13 protein-coding genes and 1 tRNA gene are annotated in these 12,058 nt (G+C 55.9%); 5 read left to right on the plus strand and 9 right to left on the minus strand.

Annotated elements, in window-relative coordinates:
- The first annotated feature begins 47 nt into the window (after positions 1 to 47).
- The 5 genes from K3729_14990 to arsJ all read left to right on the plus strand — a co-directional run bounded on the left by K3729_14990 (position 48) and on the right by arsJ (position 5,008).
- On the plus strand, positions 48 to 959 hold the full coding sequence (locus K3729_14990) for a LysR family transcriptional regulator (GenBank protein UWQ98716.1): 912 nt from the start codon (positions 48 to 50) through the stop codon (positions 957 to 959).
- A gap of 87 nt (positions 960 to 1,046) precedes the next feature.
- Positions 1,047 to 1,820, plus strand: coding sequence for an L-iditol 2-dehydrogenase (locus K3729_14995; protein ID UWQ98717.1), 774 nt, complete (start codon positions 1,047 to 1,049; stop codon positions 1,818 to 1,820).
- 88 nt (positions 1,821 to 1,908) lie between these two features.
- On the plus strand, positions 1,909 to 2,760 hold the full coding sequence (locus tag K3729_15000; GenBank protein ID UWQ98718.1) for a helix-turn-helix domain-containing protein: 852 nt from the start codon (positions 1,909 to 1,911) through the stop codon (positions 2,758 to 2,760).
- On the plus strand, positions 2,757 to 3,755 hold the full coding sequence (locus K3729_15005; GenBank protein UWQ98719.1) for an ArsJ-associated glyceraldehyde-3-phosphate dehydrogenase: 999 nt from the start codon (positions 2,757 to 2,759) through the stop codon (positions 3,753 to 3,755). Before K3729_15000 ends, K3729_15005 begins: the two co-directional genes overlap by 4 nt.
- The gene (gene arsJ / locus K3729_15010) at positions 3,752 to 5,008 is read left to right on the plus strand and encodes an organoarsenical effux MFS transporter ArsJ (GenBank protein UWQ98720.1); all 1,257 of its coding nucleotides are present in this window, start codon (positions 3,752 to 3,754) and stop codon (positions 5,006 to 5,008) included. Before K3729_15005 ends, arsJ begins: the two co-directional genes overlap by 4 nt.
- Here the strand turns inward: arsJ and K3729_15015 are convergent.
- The 9 genes from K3729_15015 to yacG form a co-directional block, all read right to left on the minus strand.
- Positions 5,005 to 5,676, minus strand: a complete 672-nt coding sequence (locus K3729_15015; GenBank protein UWQ98721.1) for an aspartate/glutamate racemase family protein — start codon at positions 5,674 to 5,676, stop codon at positions 5,005 to 5,007. The genes arsJ and K3729_15015 overlap by 4 nt on opposite strands.
- A gap of 2 nt (positions 5,677 to 5,678) precedes the next feature.
- Complete coding sequence (locus tag K3729_15020; protein UWQ98722.1) at positions 5,679 to 6,980, minus strand: TRAP transporter large permease subunit; 1,302 nt, start codon at positions 6,978 to 6,980, stop codon at positions 5,679 to 5,681.
- On the minus strand, positions 6,977 to 7,669 hold the full coding sequence (locus K3729_15025) for a TRAP transporter small permease (protein ID UWQ98723.1): 693 nt from the start codon (positions 7,667 to 7,669) through the stop codon (positions 6,977 to 6,979). The genes K3729_15020 and K3729_15025 overlap by 4 nt, the downstream gene beginning before the upstream one ends.
- Before the next feature lie 126 nt (positions 7,670 to 7,795).
- The gene (locus K3729_15030) at positions 7,796 to 8,782 is read right to left on the minus strand and encodes a TRAP transporter substrate-binding protein (protein UWQ98724.1); all 987 of its coding nucleotides are present in this window, start codon (positions 8,780 to 8,782) and stop codon (positions 7,796 to 7,798) included.
- Between the two features lie 24 nt (positions 8,783 to 8,806).
- Positions 8,807 to 10,048 carry an FAD-dependent oxidoreductase gene (locus K3729_15035; GenBank protein ID UWQ98725.1) on the minus strand — a complete coding sequence of 414 codons (1,242 nt, stop codon included), beginning with the start codon at positions 10,046 to 10,048 and terminating at the stop codon, positions 8,807 to 8,809.
- 182 nt (positions 10,049 to 10,230) lie between these two features.
- Positions 10,231 to 10,611, minus strand: coding sequence for a VOC family protein (locus tag K3729_15040; protein ID UWQ98726.1), 381 nt, complete (start codon positions 10,609 to 10,611; stop codon positions 10,231 to 10,233).
- A 73-nt stretch (positions 10,612 to 10,684) separates the two neighbouring features.
- The gene (locus tag K3729_15045) at positions 10,685 to 11,431 is read right to left on the minus strand and encodes a helix-turn-helix transcriptional regulator (GenBank protein UWQ98727.1); all 747 of its coding nucleotides are present in this window, start codon (positions 11,429 to 11,431) and stop codon (positions 10,685 to 10,687) included.
- Positions 11,432 to 11,708: 277 nt separating this feature from the next.
- A tRNA-Phe gene (locus tag K3729_15050) sits at positions 11,709 to 11,783 on the minus strand.
- 79 nt (positions 11,784 to 11,862) lie between these two features.
- Complete coding sequence (gene yacG / locus K3729_15055; protein ID UWQ98728.1) at positions 11,863 to 12,057, minus strand: DNA gyrase inhibitor YacG; 195 nt, start codon at positions 12,055 to 12,057, stop codon at positions 11,863 to 11,865.
- Position 12,058: the final 1 nt, after the last annotated feature.

Below are 12,058 nucleotides of genomic sequence, written 5' to 3' on the forward strand. Positions count from 1 at the left end.
TATAAAAACTAGCGTTAAATGAATTCACTATTCAGGAAATGAATATAATGGACACACAAAGCCTGCGTCTGTTTGTGCTTGCCAGTGAGACCCTGAACATCAGCGCAGCAGGTCGTACGCTGGGGATGGCGCCCGCTGTGGCGAGTACACGCATTGCCAAACTGGAACGTTTCTTGGGAGTGGAGTTGTTGCACCGATCAACCCGCAAGGTGTCTTTGTCCGTCGAAGGACACGATTTCCTGCCCTACGCCCGCGAGATGATCGCCCAAGAAGAAGCCGCCGTCGCGGCCCTTGGGAAAGGTCAGGCGCAGATCAGCGGCACATTGCGTTTTACCGCACCCAGTACATTTGCGCAGATCTATATCGCCCCGCTGCTGCCCCAATTCATGGACCAACACCCCGACCTGACGCTGGATTTGCACCTGTCAGACGCGCAATTCGACTTGATCGAAGGCAGCTACGATCTGGCCCTGCGCAACGCGGTTCTGGCCGACAGTAGCTTGACTGCGCGCAAGTTGGCTGACGATGCGCGCGTTTTGTGCGCCTCTCCTGCATATCTGGACCGGTACGGCGTGCCGCAAAATGCGGACGACCTTGTGGCGCATCGATTGATCGCGTTTCAAAACCTCGATCCTAAAGGGTTGATCGCGGCGGATGGCACGCAGGCTGAATTCGAACCGAAACGCGCCGCACACCGTTTGGTTCTGAACGACGGCTTGACCCAAAAGCGGGCCACGCTGGATGGTGCCGGGATATCGATCAATTCGATGTGGCTTGTGCACGACGCGATCGCGGATGGCACATTGGTGCGCGTGCTGCCCGACTACGAAGTCGCACGAAAACCCGCGCTTTGGCTGATCTATCCGAAAAGCAATATCGTCTCGACCAAGGTCCGCGTGTTTATGGATTTCCTGATCAAGCATATCGGGAACGCGCCCGTCTGGCGCATTGATCAATAGCGCTGCGATAGTGTTTGCCCGATCCCGTTTCGCGTGGTTACATCGATCACGCGAAACGCGCTGGCGACCAACAAGGTATATAAATTCATGACACGACTTACTGGAAAATCTGCTCTGATTACGGGGGCCGGACGCGGTATTGGGCGCGGCTTTGCGGAAAGCTATATCGCGGAAGGTGCGACCGTCGGGATTGCTGATATCGACTACGATCTGGCAAGCCAGACTGCGAAAGAGCTGGGCGATGCCGCCTACCCCGTTCAGATTGATGTCAGCCAGCAAGACAGTATTGATGCCGCGATTGCGCGTGTCGTGGATCACGCGGGAAAGCTGGATATCCTTGTGAACAATGCTGCCCTGTTTGATGCCAGCGAAACCGTCGACATCACGCGGGCGACCTACGACAAGCTTTATGCCGTGAACGTGGCGGGGACGTTGTTCACGATGCAGGCTGCGGCTGCGCAGATGATCAAACAGGGACATGGCGGCAAGATCATCAACATGGCGTCGCAGGCAGGACGACGGGGTGAACCGTTGGTGCTGGTCTATTGTTCGACCAAGGCGGCCGTGATTTCGATGACGCAGTCGGCTGGGCTTGATCTGATCCGCCACGGGATCAACGTGAATGCAATCGCCCCCGGCGTTGTGGACGGCGCGCATTGGGAACACGTGGATTCGATGTTCGCCAAACTGGAAGGTAAACCGCTTGGCCAGAAAAAAGCCGAGGTCGCGGCGAGCGTGCCTGCTGGTCGGTTCGCCGTGCCCGATGATCTTGCGCCAATGGCTGTTTTTCTTGCCTCATCAGATTCAGATTATGTCGTGTCACAAACCTATAACGTTGATGGTGGACAATGGATGAGCTGATAGACGCCCGTCTGTCAGTGTAAACCAACCTCCGCTGAAGGCGTTGAAACTGCTTGACCGAATCTTTATTTCTAATATTCATGAAATTATGGAAGATGTATTAATCACGCGCCTCTCGACCTTAAGCCATCCGCAACGGATGGCCGTCTTTCGTCTGCTGATGCGGCGTTGTCCGGACGCCCTGCCCGCAGGTGAGATTGCCGACGTTTTGCAGCTGAAAGCCAGCACTGCATCCGTTTATCTGTCTGCCCTGACGCAATCAGGTTTGATCACGCAACAGCGGCGCGGCACGAGTTTGCTGTATGCCGTGAACCTTGATGCCGCCCGTGACGTTGTGTCTGGCCTGTTTATGGATTGTTGTCGCGGTCGCGCGGATCTGTGCCCGCCCGGATTTCCGCAAACGGATGCAGACCAGCCGCGCCCCGATGACCAGAAATTCAACGTTCTTTTTGTCTGCACGGGTAATTCTGCACGTTCGATCATTGCCGAAACCATTCTGCGCGATATCGCAGGTGATCGGTTTAACGCCTATTCTGCAGGCACGGCCCATCGGTCGGACCTGAACCCGATTGCGGTCGAAATGTTGAACGGCAAGGGCCATGACACCACACAGTTACGGTCCAAGAACGTGTGGGTTTATCAGGGTGATGACGCGCCGCAGATGGATTTTGTGTTTACCGTTTGTGACCACGCCGCGAATGAAGATTGCCCAACCTGGCCAGGCCAGCCTGTGTCCGGTCACTGGGGCATGCCTGATCCCGTGAAGGCCGTAGGAACGGACGCGGAAAAACGGCTCGCTTTTCATGAAACCTATGGCGCGCTGCACCATCGGCTGCGCGCGTTCACATCACTATCGTTCGCGTCTTTGGATCGCGGATCATTGCAAAAAACTGTCGATCAGATCGGCGCTGACATTATCAAACAGGACGAAAACCAATGACCACATATGCATTGAACGGCCTCGGCCGGATCGGGAAACTGGCGCTGCGCCCTTTGTTGGAAAGCGGTGCAAAGATCGCGTTTATCAACGACGCTGTGGGTGATCCCGAAATGCACGCCCATCTGTTGGAATTCGATTCGGTTCACGGACGGTGGCCTGCGGAATTTGCAGCAAATGACCAATCGATCACGATTGACGGCCAGACGATCCCCGTGACCAAGACCCGCAATCTGGACGAGTTGCCGCTAGATGGCGTTGACGTCATGATCGACTGCACCGGCGCGTTCAAGACAGAAGCCGCGCTCGCCCCCTATTTCGCTGCTGGCATCAAGAAGGTGGTTGTATCGGCCCCCGTGAAAGACGGCCCGACCGCAAATGTTGTCTACGGCGTAAACGACGATATCTACGATCCCGCGCAGCACGATATCGTCACCGCAGCAAGCTGCACGACGAACTGCTTGGCCCCTGTCGTCAAAGTTCTTCTTGATGGGATCGGCATCAAACACGGATCGATCACAACGATCCACGACGTGACCAACACGCAGACCATTGTGGACCGCCCCGCAAAAGATTTGCGCCGCGCGCGATCTGCCCTGACGAACCTGATCCCCACGACAACCGGATCGGCCACGGCGATTACGCTGATCTATCCGGAATTGAAGGGTAAACTGAACGGCCATGCTGTGCGCGTCCCGCTGTTGAACGCATCGATCACGGATTGCGTATTCGAAATGGCCCGCGAGACAACCGTCGAAGAAGTGAACGGCCTTTTCAAAGCCGCCTCAGAAGGCCCACTAAAAGGTATTCTGGGGTATGAGACTCGCCCGCTCGTGTCGTCCGATTACACCAATGACAAACGCAGCAGCATCGTTGATGCGCCATCAACGATGGTTGTGAACGGCACGCAGTTGAAGGTCTACGCGTGGTACGACAACGAATATGGCTATGCGCACCGTTTGGTGGACGTAGCGTTGATGGTGGGCGGCAAGCTATGACACGTCCCGCGGGGTTTGCGGCCTACGTCACGGTCACTGCGGCCTATTGGGCCTTTATGTTGACCGATGGCGCGTTGCGGATGCTGGTGCTTTTGCACTTTCACACCATCGGATTTTCACCTGTTCAACTGGCCTACCTGTTCGTCCTGTACGAAATTGCAGGCGTGGTGACGAACCTGTCCGCAGGCTGGATTGCCGCGCGGTTCGGTTTGACGTCGACGCTATATGCGGGTCTGTCGTTGCAGGTGATTGCCTTGCTCGCGCTAACGCAGCTTGATCCCGCTTGGACCATCACCGCATCCGTGGTCTTCGTGATGTTGGTGCAAGGACTGTCTGGCGTTGCCAAAGACCTTGCGAAGATGAGTTCGAAAAGTGCCGTCAAAATTCTTGCCCCGACTGAAGGCGCTGGGCTTTTCCGCTGGGTCGCGGTGTTGACCGGATCAAAGAACGCGGTGAAAGGATGCGGTTTTTTGCTGGGCGCTGTTGTGCTTGGGGTGTTCGGGTTCATTCCGTCCGTTTTGACTATGGCCGCGATCCTGTTCTTGATCTTGGTTGTGGTGGTGCTGACAATGCCCAAGGGGCTGCCCGTGGGCCGCAAGGACGCGAAGTTTTCCGAGGTTATGTCCAAGAACAGCAATATTAACTGGCTCAGCGCCGCCCGCGTCTTTCTGTTTGGTGCACGCGACGTTTGGTTCGTGGTCGGCATACCGATCTATTTCTATGCCGTGCTGTCCGATGGCAGCGAAGCCGGAAACCGCGCCGCGTTCTTTATGATCGGGTCGTTTATGGCGGTCTGGACGATCCTGTATGGGATTGTGCAAGGCGCGGCCCCCCGCATCCTGAAAGCCGCATCACGGTCCGAGACGGATATGCTGGGTTTGGCGCGACGCTGGGTCGGGTTTTTGGCCGTTGTTCCAGTTGTCTTGGCCGCTGTCGTCTGGATGCCGCCAAGCCCCGTGTTGACGATAGGCGTTGTGCTGGGGTTGCTTGTTTTTGGGGCCATCTTTGCCGTGAATTCCGCGCTGCATTCTTATCTCATCCTCAGTTTCACCGACACGGGGCGGGTCACAATGGACGTCGGGTTTTACTATATGGCGAATGCGGCGGGCCGATTGATTGGCACGGTTCTGTCAGGGCTGACCTATCAGATCGGCGGCTTGTCCCTGTGTCTGGGAACGGCGGCGGTCATGATCCTGCTGAGCATGCTCTGTGCGGGGCAATTGCGCCCGCGCCCAGCTCCACAAATGGCTTAACCTAAGAAATCCGGATGCACGGTGTTTGGGCGGACATTTTCGATCAAGCTCAGTATGTCCATCACCGGAAGCCCAAAGGCGGCCACCAGCGCCGCCTTGTAGGGCGGCAGATTGGTGCATTCGAGCAGGATATGTTTGTGGTGCGGAGTTAAGGCCCTGCGCACGGTTTCCACGACTTCAACACGTGCCACATCAGGATCAAGATTAGGCTGATCGCCCGCGATCACCTGCCGCAGATGCGAATCCTTTGGCAAGCCAACGATGCCGGTTGCATGATCCGCGAACGCGCCTAGATGGGCGGGCGTCAAACTGCCCGCATCGAATGTCAGTATCAGGATCTCGGCGGGTGCGTAACGCTGTGCCAAATCGTGCAGGCCGACCAATGCGGAACTGATAAATGGTTTGCGCGTCAGACCAGCAAGATGGTCCTGCCAGAATGATAGAAAACCGCAGGACGTGACGATGACGTCGCCTTTTGCGTGCTGAATGGCCTCCGCAAATGGCGCGATGTTGATCTGGTCGGGTTTGTCCGTGACGACACCCGCGACCGTCGCTTGGGGGATGCGGATAATTTCTGCCATCGCCGTGTAGGTCTGCGGACATCCCACATCGCCCGGTATGCGCGGAAAATGCGTGTCGAGCTGTAGGATCGTGACAGCGGGCCGCATATCTATTGCCTGATATTGTTGGGCAGCCATGTCGCCAATTGTGGGAACGCGACGAGGATCACAACCATCAACAACATCAGGCCAACCATCGGGATAGCAGTTTTCGAGATATAGCCGATTTCGTGCCGCGTCATGCCTTGCAAGACGAACAGGTTGAACCCGATGGGCGGCGTGACCTGCGCCATTTCCACGACCACAACAATGAAAATGCCGAACCAGATGACATCGATGCCTGCTTGGCGGATCATCGGTTCCACGATCGCCATCGTCAGAACAACCGATGAAATACCATCAAGGAACATGCCGAGGACGACGTAGAATAAGGTCAGTGCCGCGATCAGGGTGATGGGCGATAGCTGCATTTCGTCAATCCAAGCGGCCAAGGCACGTGGCAGGCCGGTAAAGCCCATCGAAAGTGACAGGAACGCGGCTCCCATCAGAATGAGCGCGATCATGGCAGAGGTGCGTGTGGCCCCCATCAGGCTTTCGATGAATGCGCTAAGTGTCAGGGATCGTTGGAACATCGCAAGGATGAGCGATCCGAGAACACCGACCGCCGCCGCCTCTGTTGCTGTTGCCCAACCGAAATACATCGACCCGATGACCGCGAAGACGAGGCAGAGCACGGGGATCAGGAAACGGCTTTCGGCGAGCATTTCACCAAAGCGCATCGCGGGTTCTGGCGCTGGGCGTTGGTCCGGTTTCACGAAATGCCAGACCATGATGTAGGACATGAATAGGCCCGCCAGCACGAGACCCGGCAGGATGCCCGCCATGAAGAGTTTGATGATGCTTTCGTTGATTGAGACGCCGTAGACGATCAGCGTCAGCGACGGCGGGATCATCAGGCCAAGCGTTGCCGCCCCCGCCAATGTGCCCACAATCATGTATTCTGGGTAGCCGCGTTTGCGCAGTTCGGGGATCGACATTTTGCCGACGGTGGTCAGCGTTGCCGCCGAAGACCCTGAAACCGCTGCGAAAATTGTGCAGCCCGCAATGTTGGTATGCAACAGGCCACCCGGCAGGAACCGCATCCATGGGGCAAGGCCGCGGAACATGTCTTGGGATAATCGTGTGCGGTACAGGATTTCGCCCATCCAGATAAACAGCGGCAGTGCGGTCAGGGTCCAACTGCTGGCCCCTGTCCAGATCGTGGTGATCATTGCGTCGCCTGCAGGGCGGGTCGTGAACAGTTCCATCCCGACCCAAGCGACGCCCATCAACGCGAGGCCAATCCAGATGGATGATCCTAGTAAGGTGAAGAGAACAAAGAGAAAAACGATGGTGGCGTAGGCTTCGGTCATTCGACTGCCTCCGAAACGATGGGGTTCACGCCGGTGACTAGCATCCGGTAAAGCGTGTCCCAAAGGGCGACTGCCAACAGGACGGTGCCGATGGACATGGCCAATTGTGGGATCCAGACGGGCGTGTAGACCAACGTGCTATCGCCCGCCGCGGCACCTGCAAAATCCAGTTGGAACAACGAGACGAGCCATTGCGGGATTTGGTCTTGCCCTTGTGTCCGGTCATTCAGCATTTCAGAGAATTGGTTGGTTTTGATGGCAAAGCGGGCGAAATACGTGGCGATAACCGCGGCCCCGAAGACAGCAAAGACATCAAGCCACCGCTTCAGAAAGTCGTTCAAATTCAGAATGATAGACACCCGAATATGCGCCCCACGCGTCATGGCGTGGCTCAACGCAAAGAACGATGTCGCCGCCATTGCGTAGCCCGCAAATTCGGTTGTTCCGGGCAAAGCGACGCTGGTCCATCGCGCGATCATTTGCGCGACGATCAGCAAAAGGATCGTGACCATGAAGACCGCAGCGACGGCGCCGCTGGCAAAATAAACACCGTCTAGGAAACGCCAGATCGGGCGCAAGGGCCGTTCCAATCTTGGTCCCGCGATCAGGCAGAAGACGCCGATCAGACTGGGAACAACAAACAGCCAAGCCCAAAGAGGCAGCCCCATTACAGGTGACCAGTCGCGCATGGTGGGGGCCCTTTTTGCCGGAAATCACAAAGTCACAATGCGTGCACAACGCGTGCACAACCCGTGCACCGCGATGTCAGCAAAATGGACGGCTCTTGGCGACGTATCGCCAAGAGCATTTTGGTCTTAATTGGCGTTATACGCGTCGAGGATCGCCTGACCGTCAGCGCCTGCTGTCTCCAGCCATTCGGCGGTCATTTTTGCGCCGATTGCTTCGAGTTCGGCCAGAAAATCCGGGCCTGCGTCTTCGACAGTCATGCCGTTCTTGGCCAGTTCTTCGAAGTAGAAATCGGACAGCTCTGCCGATTTCGCAGCACAGCTTGCCGCGGTTTCATCGGCCGCCTTTTGAATGCCTGCCTGTACGTCTGCATCAAGCCCATCCCATGCTTGGGTGTTCACCATGACGTAGTTGCGCGGCAACCATGCGTTGACTTTGTAGTAGTGCGACAGGTGTTCCCAGACTTTGCGGTCGTAGCCTGTAGAGCCGGACGAAATGAACGCGGACGCGACGCCTGTGGCCAAAGCTTGGCTGAGTTCAGCCGCTTCGATTTGTACGGGAATCATACCCAATTCTTCGGCGAAGGTTGCTGTCGCGGAGTTGTAGGATCGGAATTTTATGCCTTGGGTGTCGGCGGATGATGCCACCTCTTTGTTGAAGTAGAACCCCTGCCCCGGCCATGGGCATGTGTACAGCGCCACGAGGTTCAGATCGGCCAGTTGTGCGTTCACGGTGTCGCGCGCGGCTTCCCAGAGTTTGGCATTGTCGTCGTAGCTTGTCGCGATGAATGGCAGGTTGTCCCAGCCCAGAAGCGGTGCTTCGTTCGCGTGTGCGGACATAAACCGTTCGCCAATTGGCACCTGACCTGTTTGCACAGCACGTTTGATGTCGCCGCCACCGAACAATGATCCACCGGCATGGACAGTGATATCAATCGCGCCATTGGTGTATTCGCGGACCTTATCCGCGAAGATAACGCCATGTTCCGAATGGAAATTGGTGGCCGCGTAGGCCATCGGCATGTCCCATGATTGGGCATGGCCATCAGCATAAGAAATGGTACCAGCGATTGTGCAAACGGCAGCCACGCAGGTTGTGGTCAAGATAGACTTCATTCGTATTCTCCCGGTCGGCGGACGCTACTGCGCCGCGTGTTTTCGCGGATCAAACGGTGCCAAATCTATGTTCGGTTTCTTTCCATCAATGAGATCCGCGATAATCCGACCCGTTTTGGGACCACCTGTCAAGCCAACGTGTTGGTGACCGAAGGCTGAATAGCTTTTCCCGCCTGCGTTGTTTGCCCCAATCACAGGTAAACTGTCGGCGGGTGCAGGCCGGTGCCCCATCCATTCGATCAGGTCGTCATAGGTGAGATCGGGAAAGATGGCTTTGACCTGACGTTTGAGCAGCGCGAAGGGCGCGTCGCTTGGTCCATTCTTCAGCCCGCCAAATTCGACTACGCCTGCCGCACGCAGGCGGCCTTCCATCGGGGTGATCACAAATTTGCCGCTGGCCACCATCATCGGGGATTTCGGCATCTGCGACGGATTGGTCATTTCGATGTGATATCCGCGTTCGCTTTCGAAGGGGACTTTGACCCCGAGTTTGTGCGCGATGGTCTTTGACCATGGGCCCAGCGCAAAGACGATCCGATCGGCGGTCATGTCGCCGTTCGCCGTTTTCAGATGCGTGATTTCCCCATTTTCCACGGCGATATCCGTGATGTTCTGGATGAGGAGTTTGCCGCCTTGGTCGACAAAATGATCGGCCAACGTTTTCACATAGGCCCCCGGATCGCTGATCCGACCGTGCCCTTTGCACCGTACGACGACCGCGAAGGCATTGCCGTAGGCCGGATCATATTGCGCATAGGTTTCGCCATCGATGACGTCGTAGGCGAAACCTGCTGCTGTGCGTTTGTCCCAGCTGTATTTATCCGCCGCGAACGCCGCTTGTGTCGAATAACCGAAGCAATAGTCGTCCGCGCTGATGTACTTTTCCGCGCCAGTCCCACGGGCAAGCGCCATATGCTGATCTACGGAATCGTGCAGCAATGTCGACATCGCCGCGCCATAGTGATCGACGTGCTTGTCCGTGGTGTAGGTCAGGTATTTCACCAAAAACGGGATCAGTTTCGGCAGGTAGCGCCATTTCAGGAAAAGGGGCGCATCCTTGTCCAACAGCATGCCCGGTGCTTTCCACATCAGGCCCGGCGTTGTGACCGGAATGACAGCGCCCGCAGCCAGAACGCCTGCGTTGCCGTGGCTTGTCCCGCTCGCGGGACCCGCCTTGTCGACAATCGTGACGTCATGCCCAGCGCGTTGCAACCAAATCGCGCAAGACACGCCAACGATGCCAGCACCAGCTACAATAATCTGCATTCTCAATACCCTTGTCCAAACGCCGATGCGGTCGCTTCACTCATTAGATTGAAGTGTTCACTGCAGAACCACGTTTTAGCAAGGTTGATTGCAGCCCAAATGATCTTGGGTCTGCAAAAAAGGGACACGAGCAGGCAAGACAACTGCCCGTGTCCAAAGATGCGCTTGGGAGGTAGCGCGTTTTATTTCATCGAATTCAGGCCGAACATGTTGCCTTCAGTATCCTGACAAAGCGTCACGAAACCAAATTCACCAATCGAGAATTTCGGGCGGATCACGATACCGCCTGCTGCCGCGACGCGTTCTTGTTCAACGGCCACATCTTCTGCCATGAAGTAGATGATTGTGCCGCCGATTCCCGGCTTGCCGTGATCTGATTTTGTCAGCGCGCCAGCGGCACCGTAAACGGTCATGTCGCCTTGGAAGGCCATCATCTGCGTTTCGCCTGTCGGGTCGCCCATCGGCTCTAGCTTCTGGCCCAGAACGGTTTCGTAAAACGCGACTGCGCGGTCCAAATCGTCTACAAAAATGTCAAACCATCCAACTGCATTCATTTTGGTCATTTCCTAGTCCTTCAGGTTATTTTGCATTTACCCCATCACATTAGGATGCGGCTATTGATCTGTATTGTAGATATCAGACATCGAACTTTCTGGCGTAGCGGGCGGGCGTGTACCCTGTGGCCTTGCGGAACGAATGGATAAAGTGTGATTGGTCGGCGTAGTTATCCGCTGTGTCTGTGGTTAACGCCTGTTGCAATCGCAGTACTTTGAGAAAATCGTGCGGCGCAAAGCCTGTTGTCCGTTTGAGCGTCCGTTGCAACTGGCGTGGCGACAAATCGGACGATACGGCCATGTCTGTCACCGTGTTGATGTCTTCGATGTCGCGGAAAATCTTTTGCGTGACCGCATTTGGCACCACATGCTTGGCCGTGATCAGCGTTTCGACCAAGTTAGACAGGATCGCACACTGGGTTGCAGGCGTTTGCCCGACTAAACGTTGGCTATAGTCCAACAGCGGCAGTTTCCCTTCGTAGGATGTGTTGACCTGCCCATATCCGGATTGTTCGCGATCGAACTGAAAGACGCCGGGTAGAAACCGGATGTTCAGGAAATGGAATTGACGCCCCAAGTTAAATTCCTCGGACGTCGCCCGCAGCGTTGTGACCCCCGTGACGTGCGGATCAAGCTGATCAAACACGATGTAGATGCAGGCATCCGGTAAGGCATGGAAACGATAGTCTTCTTCCAGAACGCCGTTTGTTTTCAATTCGATGAAGCGGTGCACAACATCGCTCAGATGCGCTGGAGGCTGCGTTTCGGTGAACGTGACCGCGTCAACGCGCTTCGCTTTTGCGTTACCTTTCGGATCGTATGTATCCATATTGACGGTCCAACTCTTTAACTTGGCGCCAAGGTAATATTCGCGGGAGCTGAACCATATCCCCACAGATGAGGGGGTTCGTTTGTGGTCATTCCGGTTAAGCGGCGTCATGTGGGGATGGATCGGGATAGGATGCGTTCAACGCAGTATTTACGCCGCGTCAGCTTCAGAACCGTAAACTCGAATGCTCTAAAAGTACCCTAAAAAGGAAAGCGGCCCAAACAAAACCTGTGCTGCGCTAGCAATGATTACAACAGTACATACCTGGAAGTTTAAATGGTGCCCAGGGGCGGAATCGAACCACCGACACGAGGATTTTCAATCCACTGCTCTACCCCTGAGCTACCCGGGCACCGGGATGACATCGTCATCGGGTAGGCGCGTTTTAGGCGGAACACACAGGGGTGTCCAGTGCCATTTTGCAAAGTTTTCTAATGCAGTCGTTCGGGGCCGTTTTTTGCCGCATCATCAAGGGCTTCTGCCAAGTTTTCTGCGTCATCTTCGTCCTGCGACGGGATCGCGTAGCTGCCTGACAGCCACTTTGCCAAATCAATGTCTGCGCAGCGTTTCGAACAGAAGGGCCGAAACTTTGCGTCGGTTTCGCGATCACAGATTGGGCAAGCCATC

It is taken from the genome of Rhodobacteraceae bacterium S2214, assembly GCA_025141675.1.
Lineage (GTDB): Bacteria > Pseudomonadota > Alphaproteobacteria > Rhodobacterales > Rhodobacteraceae > Yoonia.

Bases quoted from the DNA above. Each gene is read 5' to 3' on its own strand.
- K3729_15020 (UWQ98722.1), bottom strand. From the start codon at position 6,980: ATGACCGAAGCCTACGCCACCATCGTTTTTCTCTTTGTTCTCTTCACC.
- K3729_15015 (UWQ98721.1), bottom strand. From the start codon at position 5,676: ATGCGGCCCGCTGTCACGATCCTACAGCTCGACACGCATTTTCCGCGC.
- arsJ (UWQ98720.1), top strand. From the start codon at position 3,752: ATGACACGTCCCGCGGGGTTTGCGGCCTACGTCACGGTCACTGCGGCC.
- K3729_14995 (UWQ98717.1), top strand. From the start codon at position 1,047: ATGACACGACTTACTGGAAAATCTGCTCTGATTACGGGGGCCGGACGC.
- K3729_15000 (UWQ98718.1), top strand. From the start codon at position 1,909: ATGGAAGATGTATTAATCACGCGCCTCTCGACCTTAAGCCATCCGCAA.
- K3729_14990 (UWQ98716.1), top strand. From the start codon at position 48: ATGGACACACAAAGCCTGCGTCTGTTTGTGCTTGCCAGTGAGACCCTG.
- K3729_15040 (UWQ98726.1), bottom strand. From the start codon at position 10,611: ATGACCAAAATGAATGCAGTTGGATGGTTTGACATTTTTGTAGACGAT.
- K3729_15025 (UWQ98723.1), bottom strand. From the start codon at position 7,669: ATGCGCGACTGGTCACCTGTAATGGGGCTGCCTCTTTGGGCTTGGCTG.
- yacG (UWQ98728.1), bottom strand. From the start codon at position 12,057: ATGGCTTGCCCAATCTGTGATCGCGAAACCGACGCAAAGTTTCGGCCC.
- K3729_15005 (UWQ98719.1), top strand. From the start codon at position 2,757: ATGACCACATATGCATTGAACGGCCTCGGCCGGATCGGGAAACTGGCG.
- K3729_15045 (UWQ98727.1), bottom strand. From the start codon at position 11,431: ATGGATACATACGATCCGAAAGGTAACGCAAAAGCGAAGCGCGTTGAC.
- K3729_15030 (UWQ98724.1), bottom strand. From the start codon at position 8,782: ATGAAGTCTATCTTGACCACAACCTGCGTGGCTGCCGTTTGCACAATC.
- K3729_15035 (UWQ98725.1), bottom strand. From the start codon at position 10,048: ATGCAGATTATTGTAGCTGGTGCTGGCATCGTTGGCGTGTCTTGCGCG.